The 22848-nt window shown below is 50.8% G+C and carries 8 protein-coding genes; 6 read left to right on the plus strand and 2 right to left on the minus strand.

The genetic code is table 11. From position 1 onward, the window contains the following. Positions 1-3: 3 nt before the first annotated feature. Entirely contained in the window at positions 4-990 is a 987-nt protein-coding gene (locus C5O19_RS15880; protein ID WP_104714603.1) for a pectinesterase family protein, read from the plus strand. A 432-nt stretch (positions 991-1422) separates the two neighbouring features. Here C5O19_RS15880 and C5O19_RS15885 read toward each other — a convergent pair whose 3' ends face one another. After that, positions 1423-3057, minus strand: coding sequence for a glycoside hydrolase family 28 protein (locus C5O19_RS15885; protein WP_104714371.1), 1635 nt, complete (start codon positions 3055-3057; stop codon positions 1423-1425). A 1069-nt stretch (positions 3058-4126) separates the two neighbouring features. On the opposite strand from C5O19_RS15885, the gene C5O19_RS15890 reads away from it, so the two are divergent. The 5 genes from C5O19_RS15890 (at position 4127) to C5O19_RS15910 (ending at position 21598) form a co-directional block, all read left to right on the plus strand. Further along, positions 4127-7246, plus strand: coding sequence for a SusC/RagA family TonB-linked outer membrane protein (locus C5O19_RS15890; RefSeq protein WP_104714373.1), 3120 nt, complete (start codon positions 4127-4129; stop codon positions 7244-7246). A 6-nt stretch (positions 7247-7252) separates the two neighbouring features. After that, entirely contained in the window at positions 7253-8920 is a 1668-nt protein-coding gene (locus tag C5O19_RS15895; RefSeq protein ID WP_104714375.1) for a RagB/SusD family nutrient uptake outer membrane protein, read from the plus strand. 147 nt (positions 8921-9067) lie between these two features. Then, complete coding sequence (locus C5O19_RS15900; RefSeq protein WP_104714378.1) at positions 9068-9490, plus strand: hypothetical protein; 423 nt, start codon at positions 9068-9070, stop codon at positions 9488-9490. A 1619-nt stretch (positions 9491-11109) separates the two neighbouring features. Then, entirely contained in the window at positions 11110-20184 is a 9075-nt protein-coding gene (locus C5O19_RS15905; RefSeq protein ID WP_104714381.1) for a DUF7948 domain-containing protein, read from the plus strand. Between the two features lie 604 nt (positions 20185-20788). Continuing rightward, entirely contained in the window at positions 20789-21598 is an 810-nt protein-coding gene (locus C5O19_RS15910) for a sugar transferase (RefSeq protein WP_243406416.1), read from the plus strand. A gap of 118 nt (positions 21599-21716) precedes the next feature. Here the strand turns inward: C5O19_RS15910 and C5O19_RS15915 are convergent, their stop codons facing one another. Next, positions 21717-22727 (minus strand): hypothetical protein, encoded by a 1011-nt coding sequence (locus C5O19_RS15915; RefSeq protein WP_207766446.1) that lies wholly within the window; start codon positions 22725-22727, stop codon positions 21717-21719. Positions 22728-22848 lie beyond the last annotated feature (121 nt).

Genomic DNA, 22848 nt, shown 5'->3' on the forward strand with positions numbered 1-22848 from the left:
CTGATGAAACGAATTCTGATTTTTGTCTTTTTGTACCTGCTAGCGTACGTAAGTCAGGCTCAAACCGTAACCTACCCAAGCTCCTTTACCGTAGCTCTCGACGGCAGTGGAGATTTTAAAACCATTCAGGAGGCCGTCAATTCCTTTCGCGATCATTCACAGGTACGGGTTAAGTTATTCGTTAAAAATGGTATTTATACCGAAAAACTCGTCATTCCTTCCTGGAAACCGAATATTCACATTCTGGGAGAAAGTAAAGAAGGGGTGATTATTACGGGCGATGATTTCTCGGGTAAAGCGTATCCAGGTGGTAAAGACGCCACGGGCAAGGACAAATTCAGTACCTATACTTCCTATACGGTGCTGGTGGATGCTCCGGATATTATTCTGGAAAATCTCACGATTCGTAATACCGCTGGTCGGGTAGGACAGGCCGTGGCTTTGCACGTAGAGGGTGATCGGTTTATCTGCCGGAATTGCGTGTTACTGGGGAATCAGGATACGTTGTTTGCCGCTCGGGAAGGGAGCCGCCAGTATTATCTGAATTGTCAGATTGAGGGAACGACGGATTTCATTTTTGGCAAGTGCATTGCCGTTTTCCAGAACTGTACGATCAAAAGTCTCTCGGATTCGTATATCACTGCCGCTGCTACGCCAGCCTATCAGACGTACGGTTTTACGTTTTTGGATTGCAACTTAACCGCCGACCCGTCGGCTACGAAAGTATACCTGGGTCGTCCCTGGCGACCGCAGGCGAAGACGATCTTTATCCGTACGGAAATGGGAGTCCATATCTTGCCCGTGGGTTGGGATAACTGGCGAAACCCGGAAAACGAGCAAACGGTGCTGTACGCTGAATTTCAGAGTCGGGGACCGGGAGCCCGAACCACAGAACGGGCGAAATGGTCGAAACAGTTAACGGCGGCTCAGGCAAAGACTTACACGGTGGAACGGATCCTGGCGGGCGGGGATGGGTGGAAACCCCGATGATTGGGGATGACTGGGTATCCTACGGTCCTGTTTCTTCGCATTGCATGCGGGGAAACGGAGGTTGAACCTCTTCGGGATTGGAAGGATCATGGGAAAAGAATAGAAGTTTAATTTCGCTCTCTTCCATTACAAATTCCTTCCCGAAACTCAGTAAAACTACCCGGACGCGTTGTCCGTCATTTGCTACGGACGCAAACGTTGGTAAGCTGTGACTGCCGGGCTGGACGCACCCCGCATTGCATACGGGGCTAATCAAATTGAATCCTGCGGAGTTATGAAGGTTGGACTAGTGCAAGATTCATGGGTAAAGGCATTTTATTTATCGACGTATATATATAAGGGTTAGTATATATGAAATGATCCGTTCGCTTAATCTCATAAGCGAACGGATCGTTTCATTCCCGCATGACTAGGCTCGGATGATGAACATTTCTACTTTAACGCAGAAGCCTTCGCTCCGTTGGCAAAGACAGTTTGGTTCGTTTGAAAGTCCGTTTTTTGTACGCGGATATCTTGACTGCGTTCACCATTTACCGAAAATAGAATGGGCATTTTGCCCGCGTATTCTACCGAATTAAAAGTAAGTTGTTGACTATTTTCAATGAAAACGAGCGGCTCACTGGTGGCCGTAACCAGTTCCACCTGTTCGAGGCTAATTCCGCGAGTATCAATGAGTTCAACGCCCCGTTCGGTTTCCAGTACCAGGTTTTTCATACGTACCTGCTGAATGGGCATTTCGGGCAATCCCCGCACGAAAACGCCCTTTTTAGCTCCCTGACACACGACATTTTCAAAGACCATGTTTCTAAAAACGGGCGTACCTTCATTGACAACGGGCCGCTCGTCGCGGGGGCTGTCGGTCGCGAATTTCACGAAGTAGTACATGTCAAAGAAGATGGCCTCCTGGGCAATGTCCTTCATAAAAATATTACGGGCGTAGATATGTTCAACCACGCCGCCCCGCCCCCGTACGGATTTGAACCGCAGGCCTTTATCCGTTCCCATGAAGGTACAGTTAGAGACAAACAGATACCGGGCTCCGCCGCTCATTTCACTGCCTACCACAAAACCGCCATGACCATTATAAACGACATTGTTGCGGATAATCCCGTTTTCGGTTGGAACACCGCGTTTACGGCCTTCTTCGTCTTTGCCCGATTTAATGCAAATGGCGTCATCACCTACATCGAGCGAGCAATCTTCCACCAGAAAGTTTTTGCAGGATTCAATGTCCATACCGTCGCCATTATGGGCATATTCCGGATTTTTAACGGTCAACTTACGGAGCGTCAGGTGTTGGCAAAGGAGCGGATGTAGGCACCAGGCCGGAGAATTCTGGAAGGTTAGCCCTTCAAGTAATACTTTTTTGCATCGCAATAGCACCACCAGATTGGGACGTAGAAAATCCTTCATGTCGGCAAACTCGGCAAGAGACTTATCCGGCGTTAGCAACATGCTTTTGTTTTGCTTACTGGCCATTTTAAAAGCGATACTTGGATACCAGGTCTTCTGATCATCGCTCAAAACGCCGCCCGAAGCCACTTTTTCCTTCCACTGCGTGTCGGTCAGCTGACGCTGGTGCACGGCTCGCCAGACATCGCCGTTGCCATCTACGATACCCTGACCAGTCAACGCCACATTTTCCAGATCCGTACCGGAGATGGGCGACTGGTTACGGGCAGCGGCTTTGCCTTCGTAAAAACCTTCGACTAAAGCGTATTGGGATTTATCGGGCGAGAAAAGCAGGGTCGCGGCTTTTTTCAGGTGTAGATTGACGTTGCTTTTCAGAATGATCGGACCACTCATCCACAAACCCGCTGGAATTACGACAACCCCGCCGCCTTTCTGACTACACTCGGTAATGGCTTGATTGATGGCTTTCGTATTCAGTGTCAGGCCATCGCCTTTGGCTCCGTAGGAAGTAACCAGAAAGGTATCGGCCCGAAAGCGGGGCTGGTCGATCACGGGTAGGTTTTCCCAACTGTAGGTTTGCTGAGCCTGAGTGAAGAAAGGCGGTAGTAATAAACCTAAACTGGCTAACCGGAGTAAAAAAGGGATTCGCAACATAGCTGAAAATTAGCCTTTAGGCAATCTTGACTGTACAGAAAATAAACGGCTGTAGGGGTCTATGTAAGGGGTAGTATTCGCAAGCAATATCAAAAGAATTCGAACGGAAGTACGAAATGGGTAAACCAGCGATGCTTACCTCAGGCAAACCGAGCAGATAACGCAGATGACGGCTAATGCCCGTCGGTACTGGTGAGCGTAAGCATGACTCAGTTGAAAGAAAGACGCTAGAGGGAATAGTCGCCCCTTACTTTATTGCCTGCCCAGAGCGTCTAGTTCAGCTTCTCCGGGTGTTGTCGCTTGGAAGTGTTTCTAAAAAGATCTTTTTATATCGTCTTGAATAGAAGGAATTTTCTACTCATCACTACGACCGACTATTAGTCTATTTCTATTCCAAGGCAGAGTAAGCTCTACCCTTTTGGAAATTTGTTATTCACCTAGACTGAGTTTGGTCCTCCTTACTGGCTGTTCGGTAGCCCCTGAGCCTCTCCACGACTAACGACATCCTGCTCTAAGCCACCGCGTTGCGGCTGTCGTAGGTCGTTCCGTTGCTCAGGGGCGGGAGAGGTTTTCTTCTTGTAACTGTAATCTATTCAAGTTATTAGTTGGTGGTTAGTAGTTGTTAAAAGACAGCCGAAACCTTCATGGACGACTTAAATCCAGGCCCCGTCCTATCGCGAAAAGCCGCCTACTTCCTCAGCAATGCGGTGGCTTTGAGCAAGAGGAAGTCAGCGGCGTTCGCGATACGGACTGAAAAACCAGCCGCCTCAGCGGGACGAAGTTGTGGTCCGGTAATCTAGCAAACTTCATTACGAAATGACCAATCGTCTCATCGGGACGAAAACAGCACTGTCCTTGAATAAAGTACTACGATGGTTTTGAGCAGATGCTTAACCGCCTATATCTCACTTTGAACCATGCAGATCGTACTCAGACACAAAAAATTATTCTAAAAAAAAATTAATTTTTTACTGGATAAGTCACATGAATTACGTCTTGTGTATCGAAGGGTCTTTCGATCCCCACCTTCTCACCGTATTCCTAATACGACTTCAGAACTACGCTGATTATGAACAAACTCCTACCTACTCGCCGCAGGTTGTACGAATACCTGCTGGCTTGCACCATTGGTTTTTTCTTGTTGCTCGGCCTGACCGTTCAGGCTCAGACATCCAGGACCCTCACGGGTACCGTCACGGATGAAACGGGAGCCACCTTACCCGGCGTGAGCATTCTTCGAAAAGGCTCGCAGCAGGGAACGACTACCAACGAAGAGGGAAAGTATCGACTTACCTTTAGTGAAGAAGCAGCTACCCTCATTTTTTCTTACGTAGGCTATACACCGCAGGAAGTTGCTGTAGGAGCCGGATCGGTGTTGGACGTCGTATTAAAAGCCGATTCTAAAGCTCTTTCGGAAGTGGTCGTTGTGGGTTACGGCACCCAGAAAAAAGCGGAGGTAGCCACCGCTGTGGGCAGTATTGAAGGGAAAACCATTGCCGATCGAGGTACAGTAAGTCCGTTACAGGGGGCTCAGGGTCAGATTGCCGGGGTGGATATTTCCGCCGGATCGGGTCGGGCCGGAGCGAGTTATTCCGTGCAGATTCGGGGTCAGAACTCTTTGGCGGGTGGTCAGCCGCTGTACGTAGTTGATGGCGTTATTGTTCCCGATATCAACTTTCTCAACCCGCAGGACATTGCCAAAATGGACGTATTGAAAGACGCCGCCTCAACGGCTATCTACGGTTCACGGGGTTCTAACGGGGTAATTCTGGTGACGACCAAGGGCGGTTCAAGTGCCAAAGGTCGGACGACGATTTCCTATGACGGTTACGTGGGGATTCGGGAAGTGGCCCGGATGCCACACTTCATGAGCGGTCCCGAATGGTGGGAATATCGGCAAAACACCTTTATTTCTCCCGAACTCATTGCCGGACGTACCAACTATGACAACACCATCGGTAGCCTGGGAAACCCAGTGGTACAACAACGCGTAGCCAATGGAGATTATACTAACTGGCGAGATTTAGTTCTGCGGACGGGTACGCAAATGAACCATTGGCTAACCATTTCGGGAGCGAGTGAAAAGAATACAGTACAATATTTGATTGGTGCGGGTTATCAGAAAGAGAAAGGTAACCTTTTGCAGGAAGGCCTGGATCGCTACAACTTCAAAGCCAGCGTGGATGGTCGGATGAATGACCACTGGTCGGCCGGCATGAGCGTGAACTTCTCGCTTTCTGACATTGAGCGGGGTAGCGATGATGCCGTCCGGAATGCCTTCAACATGGCTCCGATCTTCAGCCCCTACGATGCAAATGGTAATCTGATGTTCCGGCCCGGACAGATTCCAGTACCCAATTCCACGACCATTTCGAGCTTTACCAGTACAGTAAACCCTTTGCTGGAAATTCCGAATACAGAGAATAATACCCGCCGCTTGTTCGGAGTTGGAAATCTTTACTTGCAGTATGCGTTGAATGACTGGCTGGAATTACGTTCGACGTTTTCGCCGAGTGTAAATTTTGAGCGGAACGGTCGGTACTGGGGATCCCTGACCGGCGTAGGTGATGGTCTTTTACCCGATGCTCAGCGTTCCAACGCCCAGTCGCTTTCCTACATCTTCGACAACATTGCGACCATCCGTAAAAATTTTGGTGATCACCGCTTTACGTTCACGGGTCTGTTCAGTATGCAGAAGGACCGCTTCGAAGGCGATGGACTACGAGTGAATGATCTGCCCTTTAACTCTTCGTACTACAACCTGGGTTCTTCCACGAATCGTCAGTCGGGCACGAGTTACTTCCGGCAGGTGTCGATTCTTTCCTACATGGCCCGTGTGAATTACGTCTTCAAAGATCGCTACTTCGCGACGCTGGCTACCCGTTGGGATGGTTCCTCCAAGCTGGCTGAAGGGCACAAGTGGTCTACGTTCCCTTCACTAGCGGTGGGCTGGCAGTTGTCGGAAGAAAACTTCCTGAAATCAGCCAACTTCATTTCGGATTTGAAACTCCGCGTGAGTGCCGGTATTGCGGGAAACAACAACAATATTAGTGCGTACGAAAGCCAGATGAATCTGAGCGACCCTACCTTCTACGATTACGGCGGAACGGTTGCTCTGGGTTACGGTCCCAGCCGACTGCCCAACCCGGGCCTGACTTGGGAGCGTACCCGCGAGTTGGATTTTGGTCTGGACTACGGATTCTTTAATGGTCGGATTTCCGGTACGTTGGATGTCTACAACAAGCTTTCACGAGGTATTTTGATGAATCGTGATATTCCCATCGAAACGGGCTGGTCCTCAATTAAAGATAACGTAGGATCGGTACGGAATAAAGGCATCGAGTTCTCGTTACGGACCGTGAACGTCTCGACGAAAAACTTTACCTGGTCAACTTCCTTCAATTTCGCCCGGAACAAAAACGAGATTGTGGATCTGCTTGACAAGAAAGAAGATCTGGTAGGGAACTGGTGGTTTATCGGCCGACCCATCAACGTAAATTACACCTACGTGTTTGACGGCATCTGGCAGGAGAGCGAACGCGAACTGGCCGTTAAGTATGGCCAGTTACCGGGTCAGGCTCGCGTCAAGGATTTGAATAACGACGGCAAGATTAGTAGTGCGGACGACCGGGCCATCATTGGTCAGAAAGATCCCAAATGGACCGGAGGCTTTTCGACGCAGTTTACGTATAAAAACTTTGATCTGTCGGCCTCGATGTTTGCCCGCCAGGGAGCCCAGGTATACAGTGCCTTCCACAGCATTTTCCTGAACTACTCCGATCGGGGTACGAACAAAATTTACGAAGACTACTACATGACCGATAATAAGGTGACGCCTTCCCGGGTGTCCAATACTTATCCCATGCCGAATAACATCGGCCCCTACTGGACGGGCGTATCCGGCGTCGGCTATTACAAAGATGTATCCTTTGTGAAAGTTCAGAATATCGTATTAGGCTACACGTTACCGACAACGCTGGTGGATAAAATCGGTGTTAAGAGCCTTCGGGTGTACGCCAACGTGCTGAATCCCTTCGTCTGGACGAAGTACAACGGCTTTGATCCTGAATACGCCAGCGGTATTGATCCGACCACGACCTCCAACGTGTCGAATACCACCACGGGCAATATTAATAACACGGGTCCGAGCACCATTACGTATCAATTTGGTCTGAACCTCAAATTTTAAACGACCATGAAATCCATAAAAGTAGCCGCCCTCCTGATTGGTCTGATGCTGACGGCTGGCGGGTGTAATGATTTTCTGAAGGAAGAAAATAAATCGAATATGGTGTCCGACGAGTACTACGCTACTTCGGAAGGATACGAAAAACTCATCAATGCGGCATACTCGTCCATGCGATCGGTGTACAGTCAGCCCTGGGTATTCTGTGCGGGAACGGATATGTACGTGGAAGGCCGCAGCCAGCAGCCCGTGGGCCTGAGCGAATACCAGAACCTGATTCCGGATGATTCGGAAGTACTGAACTTTTACACCAACGTTTACCAGTCCATTCAGGTTTGTAATACGGCCCTGTACTTCAACGATAAAACGGCTTCAACGTCAACGCTGGAGAACCGCAAGGGAGAAATTCAGTTTCTGCGGGCTTACGACTACTTTCTGCTCGTGCAAACCTTTGGGGGTGTAGCTCTGGTGACGGACCGTTTTACGCAACCCGTGGAATCATTCTCACGGGCCTCGGCTCAGGAGGTGTACGCCTTTATCATCAAGGAAATGACCGAAGCCCTGGAACTGGTTCCTGAAACGACGCCCAATTTTGGTCGCGTTACCAAGCGGGCCGTTCGGCACATGCTGGCTAAAATTCACCTGACGCGGGGCTACGAAAGCTTCGGAACGGCAGACGATTTTAAAACGGCGGCGACCTACGCGGATGCGGCCATTCAGGGTCAGGGACTGACGCTTTCCTTTGAAGACGTATTCTTCCCCGGCAATGAAAAGAATGCCGAAATTCTATTCTCCATTCAATGGGATGCCGCTTCGCTGCCCACGGCCAACTCGGGCGGTAATACGCAGGCGGCCTACTTTGGACCGTACTTCGGCGGTCAGGGTGGGGTAGAGGGCTATCCGTATCGGACCTATACCTTATGCCCAACGATGTATACGTTCGATCTGTTTACGGAGACGGATGCTCGGTTCGACGCCACGTTCATGATTCAGTTCTACCAGCGGTATTACGATTATTATACGCGTCGAACGGAACGTAATCAGTTGAACGTGAAATATTATTATCCGCCTAAGTGGGCTAACAGCCCGGCAGCCATTGCGGCTTGGAAAGCTGCCGACCCTACTCGCCGGAACAACGCCGTGGTGTATCCTTATTCAGGAACGCTCTGGGAGGCCAGCCGCACGGTCGTACTGGATAATTACACGCCTTCCGTGAAAAAATTCGACGATCCCTCGGCCCAGTTTGGTAGCAATACCAGCACGCGGGATCTGTTCGTGGCCCGTCTCGGAGAAACGTACCTGCTGGCTGCGGAAGCGTACTTTAAAATGGGTAATCTGGCTCTGGCCGCGGACCGCATCAACGTAGTACGCAAGCGGGCCGCTAAATCAGGAGCTGAAACCAGTATGCAAATTCAGTCTTCGGACGTAACCCTTGATTTTATTCTGGATGAACGGGGTCGTGAGCTGGTGGGTGAGTACCACCGTTGGTTCGATCTGAAACGGACGGGTACCCTCATGACCCGGGCCCGGATGTACAACAAGGACGTGCGGAAGTGGTTTGATAACGGCATCAATCCGTTTATGGGGGCTGGCAATCAACCGAAACTGCTGCGACCCATTCCGACACGGGCTCTGGATCTAAACCAAGGAGCATTTGCTCAGAATCCGGGATACTAAATTTGCTTTCATGGATTCGAACCGATGCCTTACTTTTCCTACATTAGTTCTTTGGGAAAAGTAGGGCATCGCCATTTTTGTATCTTGCCACAAGAGGACAGCCGAACCGTATAAAAGCATCAACACTAAACCATTCGTACAAAACAAATGCGGAAATCAGCCTGGCAGATTATACGTATAGGAATTGCCTTTCTCCTGACTCAAAACGGTTTTTCGCAGAATCCTTATCCCGTGTATGACGCGGTACTGAAGCGTTTGAAAGAACACAGAAAGGTATCCTTTTTCCTGATCTCAGACCATACTACGATTCGTAATCTGCAAGAAGTCAACCTGCATGATCCGGAGCAACACGTACTGGATCCCAGTCAGCTAAAAAACATTCGAACGCCGGAATGGCGGTCTTTTTTAGATAGTATACAGGTTGAAACCTTGAACCGTACAAAACTGGAACACCGGTTCAAATCTCGGGTTCGGTTTGTTGCCGAGGTGAAGGATTATTATCATAAGGGCGATACGAGCCCCTGGCGAGGGCCCCGAAATAAATACAGAAACGTATACGGCATCGTATAGCTTTCGCCGGTCATTTTTTCAAGTGATTCAACCCGGGCCATCTGTACCCTCTATGAATTCCAAAACCCCGAAGCAGCCAGTTCGCAAGTATTTTTTCTGGAAAAACGCGGTTCATCCCCATGGCAACTGGTTGATAGGATCTTACTAAGTATATCTTAAGTAGAGCTACTCGGTGATGCAGGTATACGTCAAAACAGCTTCCTGCCTACCGCACCTTTTGGACAATAAAAGTGAAAAATGAGCTGGGAGTATGGTATGAAAAAAGCCTATCCGTATTAACGAATAGGCTTTGTATTGCATGCTCAGTCGTCCAAGCCGCCACTTATCTAACTGATTCAGCGGTACGAAAATACTAAGCTCGAATGGATGAAACCGTATGTTTTCAAGACCAGGTAACGATTCAATTTGATTTTAGGGCAAATTTGTAACTGAAGTGGTCAATCAAGATACTAGTTCTTTCCCAAGGCCATTATATGAAGTGTTGGGTAGTCACGCTTCACACGGCTCACAACATCTCACAAGAACGGGCAGGTAACAGATTTAGGAACCTCAAAACAAGATTCTCTAAGGCACCTGCTTACGTATTAAAACCACTTTCTTTTCCAATTTAACCAAGTAGCCTTTGTCTGAGCCTGCCACTTTCCTTTGCATTCGTTTGAAAAGGAGAGGTTATTGTAGTGTAATCTCTTACCTACTGAATGATGTTTGCCAGAACAGCACTTTATAAATCTACAAAGAGAATAGCAGTGGTAAGTCAAAACCTGGCGAAGGAAATGAGCCATTCTTCTATTACCAAAAAATAACCATCAAAGGCTGATCAGCGGATAAAAATTAGTCTATGGGAAAATTTAATAGATACGTTTGCTTGTTCAATTTTTAGTGAGTATACATTTCTATAGAATCTATAAATTGACATACAAATAAATGATTGAAAGACCTATTAATGCTTGGATAGTTTTGAGATAAAAATGTACATAAAAATAAATATCTTGATTTTAGTTATAGTAAAGGTATTTCTATCGGCTGATAATCAGTAATGCTATTCTTTAACTAGCCAATTAACAGCACAAATTATGTAGTAGTAATACTATGTAACTATTCAATTATTACTATTTATACTTAAATTAATAAATGATAGGTTTGCTGCGTCAATGTGACATAGTATTAAGCCCCATCTCTTTTACAAATTCATACGTTTAAACCGCTACTTATGGATTCTGTCCACTTTGCTTATCCGTGTTCAATAGCTACTAAAGCTATGTCTTCAATACGTATCACTCATTCGCTTTTCGATTGAAACCCTCAATATACCTCCCTTAAAAGAAGTAAACATTTTTGCTAGGCTCCCGCTACAAGCGGCGAATCGAAGTACTCTCTACTGAATTCAATTAGACTCTCTCATTCGTATGCATAGGACTTGAAATAAAAAGTCCTCAAACGCTCGCGTTTCCCTATATCCTTAGCTCTAAAGATCACGCTTTCCGTAATCTTTTCAGGCTCTGTTGTGCCCTTTCCTATCCCTTGGACTGATCAGTATTCTCTGTCCTAGTCACCGATCGCTTTTACCTAAAGCCAACCCAATTCCAATTTATATATGTTTCATTTAAAGCAATGTTTCAATGATTAAACAACTATTACTCTTTTCCTTTTTCACCGCTTCGGCCCTATTTTCGGTTTCTGCTCAGCAGAAACCTAGAGGGACGCTGGGTGTAATGAAGGAAAGTAGCCCGCCGCCTGCCGAGCAGGCCCAGGCTGCCCGTTGGTTGAAACAGAACCGTTCGGCTTTTACCGAAAACAAAGGTCAATTCCTGGACCAGTTCGGAAAGCCTAATGCTTCGGTCAGATACCTTCTAAATTTGCCGGGTTTAAACGTACAGCTCCGACAATCGGGTTTTAGTTATGATACTTACGCGGTAAAAGGTTCGGCTAAAAAGCTGGGTTTTCACCGGGTGGATGTTGAGCTGGTCGGAGCTAATCCCAAAGCTCAGCTTCGCACCGGGGCGGTGATGGCACCTTCCGTAAACGCGATTAATGGGAACGGAGCCTTTTCTAACATCCGTAGCTACGAGAAGGTGACCTATCAGGACATCTATCCGGACATTGACTTAGAGTTCGTGGCCCAAAAGGGTACTAACAAACCCATTGAGTACAACTTCATTGTACGGCCAGGCGGCGATGCTTCTAAAATTCAGCTTCGCTACGAGGGAGCGAATGCCACGGCTCTAAAAAACGAGCGGGTGGTGATGAATCTCGTGCACGGTAAGCTTTCCGAGCGCATTCCAGCGAGTTGGATGAGTCAAAGCAAAAAGCCCGTCAGGGTGCACTACAGAGCTTTGGGCTCCGACATGTACGCGTTTAACGTACCCGCTTACGACAAAACCCAAACGCTGGTTATTGACCCGACACCCAATCTGGAGTGGGCCACTTACTATGGGGGAACGGGATTTGAAAGAATCTATGCAGTAGACATTGACTCTGAAGACAATATTTACGCGGTAGGGTACTCTGCAAGTACTGCTAACATTGCTAGTATAGGAGCACCTCAAGGGAGTTTAATTGGAACAGATGATGGTTTTATCGCGAAATTTAACAGCAAGGGCCAACGACTTTGGGGAACATATTTCGGTGGGACTGGCACTGACAGGATTCAAACTGTTAAGTTTCATAATGGTACTCTGTATATTGCTGGAACTACAGATAGCCCTAATTTAGGAACACCTGGAACCGAACAGCCTACTTATAACGGCAAAGGATTTATAGCTACTGTAAACGCTACTACTGGACAAAAAAATTGGTTTACTTATGTAACTAATTCTACCGTCTTTCTTATGGAGTTTAAACAAATTCTGATTGATCAAAGCGGAGCTTTGTATTTAGCAGGGTTTGTAGAAACCGGCATCGGAGCTACAACTAGTCCAGGAGAATTGGGAACGACTGGGACCTTTCGTCCAACGACTGCTTCTGTTGGGCGTCCTTCTTTTTTGTTGAAATACAATGGAGCGACTGGCCGGAAAATTTGGGGAACGTATCTGGAGAATTTTTCCATGTATACTAGTATAGCTATGGATGCCGATGAAAGTATCTATGTAGCTGGTAGTTCACCAGGCTCAAGTACTGTGCCACAATGGTTAGCGTATACTAGCTTAGTAGGAGGAATTTCAGAGGGCCAAACCCGATACGAAGCTGATGGATATTTGTTGAAAATAAACCAAACAACTGGCCAGCGGATTTGGGGTCGTTATTTTGGCGGTTCCCTCAACGACGATATTCGTGCTATTACTATTGATAAAGCCAAAGGTCGAATTTACGTGGGGGGGACGGCGGCAAGCACTACAGGCATAGCTTCTTCGGGGGCTTACCGCACCAATAAAGGAACTGCTACATCTGACGGCTTCTGGGCCAGCTTTGATCTGAATGGTAGCTTTCAGCAAGGTTCATATTTAGGAGCTCAATTGGGGGCTTTGACAAATGTAAGTAACATTCAACTTGATTTAGAAAGTAACCTGATTTTGGCAGGAACAACGAACACTACGACGGGTGAGCTTGCTAGTGAATGTACGTTTCAACCGATGCCTAAAGGCGGTACAGATCTCTTCCTAAACCATTTTAATATTACCTCAGGTCAACGCCTCTGGGGTACCTATTTTGGTTCATCAGTTAATGAAAATTTCGAAACGAATACTAGTTTGACGCTAAACTCTAAAGGTCATCTAGTATTAGGCTTTAGCGTTCAAGCAGGAAGCACGGGCCTAGCTACCCCTGGTTCGCACCAAACCAACCCAGGAGGTAACTTTGACGGCGTGATCGCCAAGTTTAACGGGGGCGAGTTGCCCTTGGACTTTGCCGTCACCCCTTCTACGGTGGCTCCCCTCACGCAAAATGCCTGCATTTTGGGCATTCCGGCCCTCGTTGAAGGCAACGCCGTCGGCGTCACTACTCCCAATCCCTACACCGGCAAGGTCTTCTACCAGTGGCAGAAGTCGGCTAGTGCTACGGGGCCCTGGGAAGATTTGCCGGGCGAAGTCTACAAGGACCTCCAGCCCCTGGCCTCCCAAACCACTTTGTACTACCGACGCCAGATCAAAGTCATCGCCGATTACTGTAACCTACAAGTCGTCGATACTTCTCCGGTTGCCTCGGTCATCATCGGCACCAATGCCGCCCCCATTGCTAGTGCCGACGGCCCCCAGTGGTTTGTATGCGGCAGCGGAGCTAACACTGTGACCTTAAACGGTTCAGCTACCGGCGGAGCGGGTTCTTATACCTACCAGTGGTTTTCGGGCAGTACGTCCACCGGAACGTCCCTTTCGGCCACGGCGAGCTTGACTACCCCCGCCGTGACCTCGGCCACCACCTACACCCTGCAAATCAAAGATGCCGCCGGCTGTACCGACATCGATCAGGTTACCATCGTACCCGCCGTGGCTAACGCGGGCGGCAACAAGTCTTTTTGCCAGGGCAGCGGGGGCGTGCAGATCGGCACGGCTCCCGTCGCTAGCCCCTCGGTCACCTACGCCTGGAGTGTGGTTTCCGGGAGTGCCCTGAGTAGCTTAAGCTGCACCGACTGTGCCCAGCCCATTGCCACGCCGGCCGCCGTGACCACCTACCGCCTGACCGTGCGCGTCACCCAGAAAAATGGAGCGGTGTGCGCAACCACCAGCGATGTGACGGTAACCCCCGTGGCGGCTCCCAACAGCAATCCCACCGGCTTTGCTGGTTCCGATTACACGCTCTGTAAAAACACCTCGCAGGTGTTGGGTAGTGCCACCGACGCTAGTTTTGCCTACACCTGGACCTCGGGCCAGTATCTGTCGGCTTCCCAGGTAGCCAAACCGACCTTTAATGCCGGAACGGCCGCTGTGACCAATGGCTTTATTGACTACACCGTCAATGCCGAAAAGAGCGGTTGCGTCTTTGTCGATCAGGTTCGCGTGTCGGTCTTAAACTACCGCATCACTGATCAAAACGAGACCCGCTGTGCTCCCCTGTGGTCTTCGCATCTAGACGAAGACAACGCCCCGGGCACTACGTATGCCTGGAGCGTAGTGAGCGGCACGGGTAGCGTGCTGCAAACCCGTAACAATGGCAAGGATGCTTACCTGCAAAGCACGAGTGGGGGGACCCGCTTCCGCCGCACGGTAAGCCTCAACGGCGTGAGCTGTACGGCTGACGTCTCGGTACAACCCTGTACGAACGGGGGAAATCTTTGTGACTTTGAGATCCTGACGCTTTCGGATCAGTCCTGCCCCAAAGTCTTCGGCGATGTGGCCCTCCGGCTGGGTACCAATATAACCAATCCGGCCGATGTGACCTATGCCTGGAGTCCGGCCAATCTGGTGGATAATGCCTCGGCTTCCTCCGTGTTGATTACTGCCACGGCTCCGGCTACCATTACCCTGACCATTCGCAGTAAGTACGACGCGTCCATTACCTGCTCCAAGTCGATTGTGATCAACCCACCCGGCTGGTCCTTGCCCGTCTTTAATGCACCCAATGCCCATACCTGCCCGGGCACCCCCGTTCAGATTGGAAAGACGCCCCTTTCAGGCTTTACCTACGCCTGGACGCCAGCCGAAGGCCTTTCCAGCGTGACGGCCGCCAATCCAACGGCGACGGTCAGCTCGGCAAAAGAGTTTTACGTCACCATTACCGAAACGGCGACGGGTTGTCGCAACCGCGATACGGTACTCGTGAACGTTTCGGCTCCCGTAGCTGACGCCGGCAGAGACCGGGCCGTCTGTAACGGAGCCACCGTTACGCTGGGAACGCCCGCCCCCGCGGGTACTTCCTGGACCTACGCCTGGAGTCCCGCCAATGCCGCCTGGACCAACGGCACCACCGCTTCCTCGCCCCAACCTCAGGTGCAGTTTGCTTTCGCGACCCCCCAGACCTATACCTTGACGGTCACGGATCCCCAGTCAGGTTGTACGGCGACCGATCAGGTGGTGCTTCGCAATACCGTGCTGGCGGGTGAGTACGCCGGAGCCGCCCAGACTACCTGTCAGGGCGTACCCGTACAACTGGGAAGAGAGGCGGAACCCTTGGCTACCTACGAGTGGAGTCCGGCGGCGGGTTTAAGCTGCACTACGTGTGCCAGTCCTACGGTAACGAGTCCCACGGCGACCACGACCTACAGCGTGCGGGTGAGCTACCCCGGCTGTTCAACGCCCGTCACCGATCAGGTGACGGTAACCGTCAACCCCGTTTCGGGTCTTTCGCTGACCGACAAAACCCAGTGTTCGGGGGGCGTTCCCATCGGGTATGGCGCGGCCGGTAATCCCGCAGCTCCCAGTGGAGCCACCTACCTTTGGGCACCGGCTACGGGGCTGAGCTGCACTACGTGTGCGAACCCCACGGCTACCGTAGCCCAGCAGACGACTTACTCGGTTACCGTCACGCTTTCGAGTGGCTGTCAATTTACCGACGAAGTGGAAGTAACGCCGACGGCGGGAGCGGGCTCGCCCGTCACCCTTTGTCCGGGTGAATCCACCCAGATTGGAACGGCCGCTATCACCGGAGCTACCTATAGCTGGACGGGTGCGGGTATTGTGGGGGCTGCCAACGTAGCTCAGCCGACGGTCAAGCCCACCACGACGACGACCTACACGGTCACGGTGATTCTGAGCGGCTGCAGTTCAACAAGTCAGGTAACGGTAACGGTGAATACCCCTGCTGACTTTGCCATCACGGGCAACACGGCCCTCTGCCAGGGGGGAGCCACCACCTTAGCGCTAGTGGGCACGCCGGCCGCTAACACGAGCTGGCAGTGGAGCCCGCTAACGGGGGTAGCGAGTCCCAACGCGACTGCGACGGTGATTACGCCATCAGCCACACAGACCTACCGCTTAACGCAAACCAACCTAACGACGGGTTGTAGCAACTTTAAGGAAGTGGTCGTGGTGGTCAATCAAAACACGATTGCAGCGACCACGAGTGATCTGGCCGTTTGTGCAAGTTCGGCTACGCCGATGCCTTTGACGGTCACTTCTTCGGGCAGCTACACCTACGTCTGGTCGCCGGCAACGGGCCTTTCGAATCCTTTCGTAGCCCATCCGACCGTGACGACCGCTACGGCTCGCCTGTATACGGTGACCCTTACCGATAATACATCGAAGTGTCAGTTGGTACTCCCCGTAAACGTAACGCTTAATCCGATTGAAGCCTGCTATCCGCCGGTGACGCTTTCGGGTAACGTCTTTCACGATGCCAACGCGTTAACGGACGTGTCGGTGAATACCACCTCGAATCAGCCGATTCCTTCGAATCTATACGTCACGCTGGTAGATGGTACGGGTCAAGCCGTTAAAACGGTAGCGGTTGGCAGTAATGGTGCCTATGACTTTGGCGTAACTGCTCCGGGCAATTATAGCGTGGTGCTGCACCAGACGGCTGCGGGTTCCTCGACACCTAGTCTGCCTACGGGCTGGATCAATACGGGCGAGAACCTGGGAGCCGGCGTAGGCAGTGATGCGGCCGTTAATGGTATTCTGACCGGAATTACGGTAGCGAGTACCAACGTGACCAATGCCAACTTCGGCGTACAACAACCGCCGGTCACCTCGGATAAAACCCTGCCTTCGCGGGTAAACCCGGGGGGCACCACGACGGTGGATCTTTCGAGTGCGTTTACCTACGCGGATGTCGATGGTACGCCTCAGACGATCACCTTTACGCAGTTTCCTAGCAATACAACGACCGTTACCATCAACGGTACGACCTACGTGCCGGCGGGACAGACGCCAGGCAGTGGTCAATCGGTATGGCCGGGGACGGTAACGGTTCCAGTAACGAATCTGAGTGTACTCATCGATCCCGTAGACGGAGCGGTTACTTCGCAGGTGCCGTTCTTAGTAACCGATAACGGCGGAGCTACCAGCAACACGAGCACGGTAACGGTGCCCTTCACGACGCCGACGGTACAACTCTCGGGCAATGTCTACCATGATGCCAACGCGTTAACCGACAGCACAGTCAATACCACTTCGCAAGTAGCGATCCCAGGCGGCTTGTACGCGACGCTCGTCAACGCTTCCAATCAAGCGGTGGCTACGGTACCCGTAAATGCGGATGGTTCCTACAACTTTGGTAACGTTACGGCAGGTACGTACAGCGTCGTACTGCACCAGACGTCGACGGGTTCCACAACTCCGGCTCTGCCGAGTGGTTGGATCAACACCGGTGAGCATCTGGGAGCAAACGCGGGTAGTGATGGCACAGTGAATGGTATTTTGCCGAACATCACGGTCGCTACCACGGATGTAACGAATGTCAACTTCGGCGTCCAACAACCCCCCGTGACCTCGGACAAAACCCTGCCTTCGCGGGTGAATCCGGGTGGAACGACGCCGGTGAATCTTTCGAGTGAGTTTACCTTCTCGGATGTCGATGGTACGCCTCAAACCATCACCTTCACGCAGTTCCCCTCAAGTGCGACGACCGTGACGATTAACGGAACGACCTACGTCGCTCCGGGTCAAACGCCGGGAAGTGGACAGCAGGTATGGCCGGGTACGGTAACGGTTCCCGTGACGAATCTGAGTGTACTCGTGGATCCCGTAGACGGGGATGTCACCTCGCAGATTCCGTTCCTGGTAACGGATAACGGCGGAGCCAAGAGTAACACGAGCACGGTGACGGTTCCCTTTACCACGCCTCAGGTGACGCTTTCGGGCAATGTCTACCACGATGCCAACGGTTTGATGGATAACACCGTCAACACCACGTCCGCTCAGGCGATCCCAGGTGGCTTGTACGCCACGCTCGTTGATAGCACGGGTCAAGCGGTGAAAACGGTAGCGGTAGGTAGTAGTGGTGCTTATGACTTTGGTAGAGTAACTCCCGCAACCTACAGCGTCGTCTTGCACCAGACTCCGACGGGTTCAACCACGCCAAGTCTGCCTTCGGGTTGGATGAACACGGGTGAGCATTTGGGAGCCAGCGCGGGTAGTGACGGCACGGTCAACGGTATCTTACCGAACATCACCGTTACGACTACGGATGTCACCAACGCGAACTTTGGGGTGCAACAACCGCCGGTGACTTCGGATCAAACGCTGCCTTCGCGGGTGAATCCGGGGGGAACGACCACGGTGGATCTCTCCAGTGAATTTACCTTCTCCGACGTTGACGGTAGTGTCTCTTCGATTACCTTCACGCAGTTCCCAACGAACGTGACGACGGTAACGATTAACGGAACGACCTACGTACCCGAGGGACAAACACCCGCTGCGGGTCAGCAGGTCTGGCCGGGCACGGTAACCGTTCCAGTGACGAATCTTTCGGTCCTGGTGGATCCCGTAGACGGGGAGGTGACTTCGCAGGTACCGTTCTACGTAACCGACAACGGCGGAGCTAAGAGTAACACGAGTACGGTGATGGTTCCCTTCACCACGCCTGTCGTTAGCCTAAGTGGTAACGTTTTCCACGATGCCAACGGTTTGACGGATAACACGGTTAACAGTACGTCACAGGTAGCCATTCCGACGGGACTGTATGCGACGCTCGTCAATAGTACTGGTCAAGCGGTGAAAACAGCAACCGTAGCTTCAAACGGAGCTTACGACTTTGGGGTGACGCCAGCGGGTACGTATAGTGTCGTCTTGCATCAGACTCCGACGGGTTCGACGACGCCAAGTCTACCTTCGGGCTGGATCAACACGGGTGAGCATTTGGGAGCGAATGCGGGAAGCGACGGTACGGTGAACGGTATCCTGCCGAACATCACCGTCACGACGACGGATGTGACGAATGCGAACTTCGGCGTCCAGCAACCCCCCGTAGCTCAGCCCAAGGTCTATTTGATTGATGTACCGAGTCCGGGTACGAAGATCAAACTCGACAGCAGTCACGTTTCGACAGGTGTCGGAACGGCTGTGCCCGGTCAACTCACGGGCACCGATCCCGAGGATGGGGTCTTAAACGGAAGTAAGAAAGACCGCACCGTTACCATCACTACGCTACCTACCAACGGCCTACTCTGGTACGATGGCGTACGCGTAACCCCAGGTCAGGTGATTCAAAGCTACGATCCTTCGAAGCTGGAGCTTGAATTCACCGGTACGGGTTACACGTCGACGGTGTTTACCTACGCCTACCACGATGCGGCGGGCAGCGTGTCTGCACCCGTAACGTACGCCCTAAGCTGGGATAGTCCGCTGCCGGTACGTCTGACAAACTTCGATGCCAAAGTCAAAGGCCAGACCGTAGAACTTACTTGGGCCACGGCTCAGGAGCGAAACAGTCAGCATTTTGAAGTGCAACGGAGCCGCTCGGGTAACCCAGGCGAGTGGACGACCCTTCAGATCGTTTCGGCCAAAGGCCAGAGCACGACCAAACAAAGCTACGCCTTTGTCGATCAGCAACCATTGGCTGGAGCGAGTCTGTACCGACTGAAAATGGTCGATCAGGATGGCAGTTTCGACTATAGCCGTAGCCGCTCGGTGAGCATGAAGGTTTCCTTCGAAACGAGCGTGTATCCTAACCCAGCTTCGGAGAAGGTATACCTCAAGGTGAGTGATCCGGCTCAGATTAAATCCGTTCGTCTGACGTCAGCCGTAGGAAATACGCTGTTGGAAATAAAGGGCTTACCGGAAAGTTCACTGGATGTGCAGGCGGTGCCTGCCGGCGTGTACCTGCTCAGCCTAGAGCATCAGGATGGTTCTACTTACAGCTACCGCGTGGTGATTGTCAAGTAAAAACTACTCTGATTGATAAGTCAAGGGGCTACCTGCAACTAGCAGGTAGCCCCTTTGATTGGTAGGCTCCGTTCATCGGTAACTCCAACTAGTACTACAAGATACTATCAACTACTACTACATGATTTTACAATTCCTACTATAGGTTACGTGCCTTGTATGAAAGTTCTTTGTTAAAGAATTGGCTGAATACTTTGCTGTTTGTAGCGTTTCTAGGGCTGATTACTAGCCGTCTACTTTCTGATGACTAGCATGGATAACATTCACTGACCAGTGACGTTCTTTCTAATTAATCTATTACCCTTCTCTATTCCTCCTAACCTTGTAAGAATTAATCAAGCGGAGCCCTCGGTTTAAATCAAAGGGCCGAGACAACATCGATCATAACCCCCAAGTCCACACGTATTGATACGATATGATGCTATCTGTACTCCCTCCCCTTGTGGAAAGCGTCTCTATTAATCCGGTAATCCATCAGATTCGCTCATCCCGTAACTTAAACTCGAAGGTTCTACTCATCACGGATTACGATTACTTTCTTACAAAACGGGATCTCAGGCGACTGTTGCTTTCCTTCCAGCGAATCATTTTGGTACCGGCTCAAATGAAGACAAACCAAAATCTGGAGACGTTAGTAAAACACTTTGAATACATTCATCTGGTTACGCGTCCTGGGTCCTGGCAGCCGTCGAAGGCTTTGCTCATTCAAAAAAGCTCAAAGTTTCACATCAGTACTATTTCCGACTTTTGTGAGCAGATGCTGGGTAAAGTCTACATTGCAGAATCCGCTACGCACCGTAGTCTGGCGGGAACATTACCCGGATTTTCGCCTTCCATACGTCTATTTAAGAAAGGGGTAGATGCCATTTTTAGCCTTGGTTTACTGCTGGCAAGTTGTCCCTTTTGGTTGTGGAGTGCCTTTAAAATCAATCAACAATCCCCCGGTTCCGTATTTTACCGACAAGTACGGGTGGGATGGAAAGAACGCGAATTTACCTGCGTTAAATTTCGCTCCATGCGGCTGGATGCCGAAGCTTCGGGGGCGACTTTTTCCAGTAAACGTGATCCGCGAACGTTTGCCTTCGGTGCTTTCATGCGAAAAATTCGGCTCGATGAATTGCCTCAGCTACTAAGTGTACTGAAAGGAGAAATGTCACTGATTGGTCCTCGGCCGGAACGCCGGGTTTTCACGGAGGTTTTTGAAGAGCAGATTCCGCATTATCGGGAGCGTCATCGGATTAAACCCGGAATCACCGGCTATGCCCAAATTTGCTATCCCTACGGAGCAGGTCTCAAAGATGCTCGCCATAAACTCATGTACGATCTCTACTACATCAAGCACTGGAGCGTACGGTTGGAAGCATACATTTTTTTTCGAACCATTGTTACCGTATTTACCAAACAAGGATGCTAAAACAAAATCGTCGTCGATAGACAGTTTACCTCCTATCGGCGACGACTTGCTGCGAATAAGGTTCACGGGAAAATTCCTTGATAGACGATTCCTTGCAGCTAATGAACCATCCATTCTTTTACAGAACGTCCAGATCCAAAAGAATACCTCCCATTTGCTTCAAGCGGCTAAAATAAGCTGTTGAATCAAGTAACTGATAAGGGAAATACAAGCCTGCCGGAGTCGCCGGCTTACCGTCAAGTCCGATCAGCCGTTCCAGAACCATGGACACCCCGAATCCCGTCAAGGGCATCTGACCTTCCGGATGAACGACCGCATGACGCGTACGCAAAGCTTGGCCTGTATGATCTTCTCCTTCCAGTTCAATTATTATTTCCGTTGACATCGGCTCTCCGCGACGACGGGTCGAAGTCACACCAATAGCCAGATTGAATTGAACGTTGGGCGAGCCTGTTACCGTAGCCAGACTAATGACGTCATTGGGAGCCAGGGCAAAAGCGTCCATTTCCGTACCATCCACGGCCCGAAAGGTAGTTTTGCCCTCGTCGCCACTCCGCCACACGTAAGCACCCTCGCGGCGAGTGAGGGATAAAGGCATCGTTTTCATTTGTCGTTCCAGGTCGGCATCTGCTGCCGGACCGCCAGCGTCCTCTTCGTCCAGGAGTGCACTGAGGGTGATGGCATGTACACGGCTAAAATCTTTCGCAAATTCCAGCGTAGGAATCGTCGTAGCACCCACCAGCCATTCCGTACCCAATACAATCGGAGCGGCGTCTGGCCTATGGATGTAGGCGGCTATTTCCGGGGCGATTTCATGCAAACCCGGAGAAATCGTGAGGTACGGAACGCCGCGTGACTGAGCGAAATGCAATCCGGCAGCCCGTTCATCCGTAAAAAAGAGGGCGACCGCACTAACCGGGCGATCGCCCAGACCGAGATCCTCGGCCGTGAGATCGATCTTCACACCTTCCGCCTGACTGATTTCAGCCGCTGCCTTTTTCGCTTTAGCAAGATCCCGTCCACCGATCAGCAGGGGTACTTCCGGATGGGCTTTTCGTAGGAAATGAGCGGTCCAACGGCCCACGATACCGGAGCCGCCGATGAGTAAAATAGGGTTGGATGTCATCATCAAATCTTTAGTATTGCTATTCGTGATAGAAAATCCATGAAAAGAAGTGTTCACGGGTGAGACTCGATCCGAAGCAAAAAAGTTTTAGTCCTGACTGAAATAGTGGTTTCATTCGATACGG

Origin of the sequence: Siphonobacter curvatus (assembly GCF_002943425.1) — a bacterium.
In the GTDB taxonomy this organism is placed as follows: Bacteria; Bacteroidota; Bacteroidia; order Cytophagales; family Spirosomataceae; genus Siphonobacter; species Siphonobacter curvatus.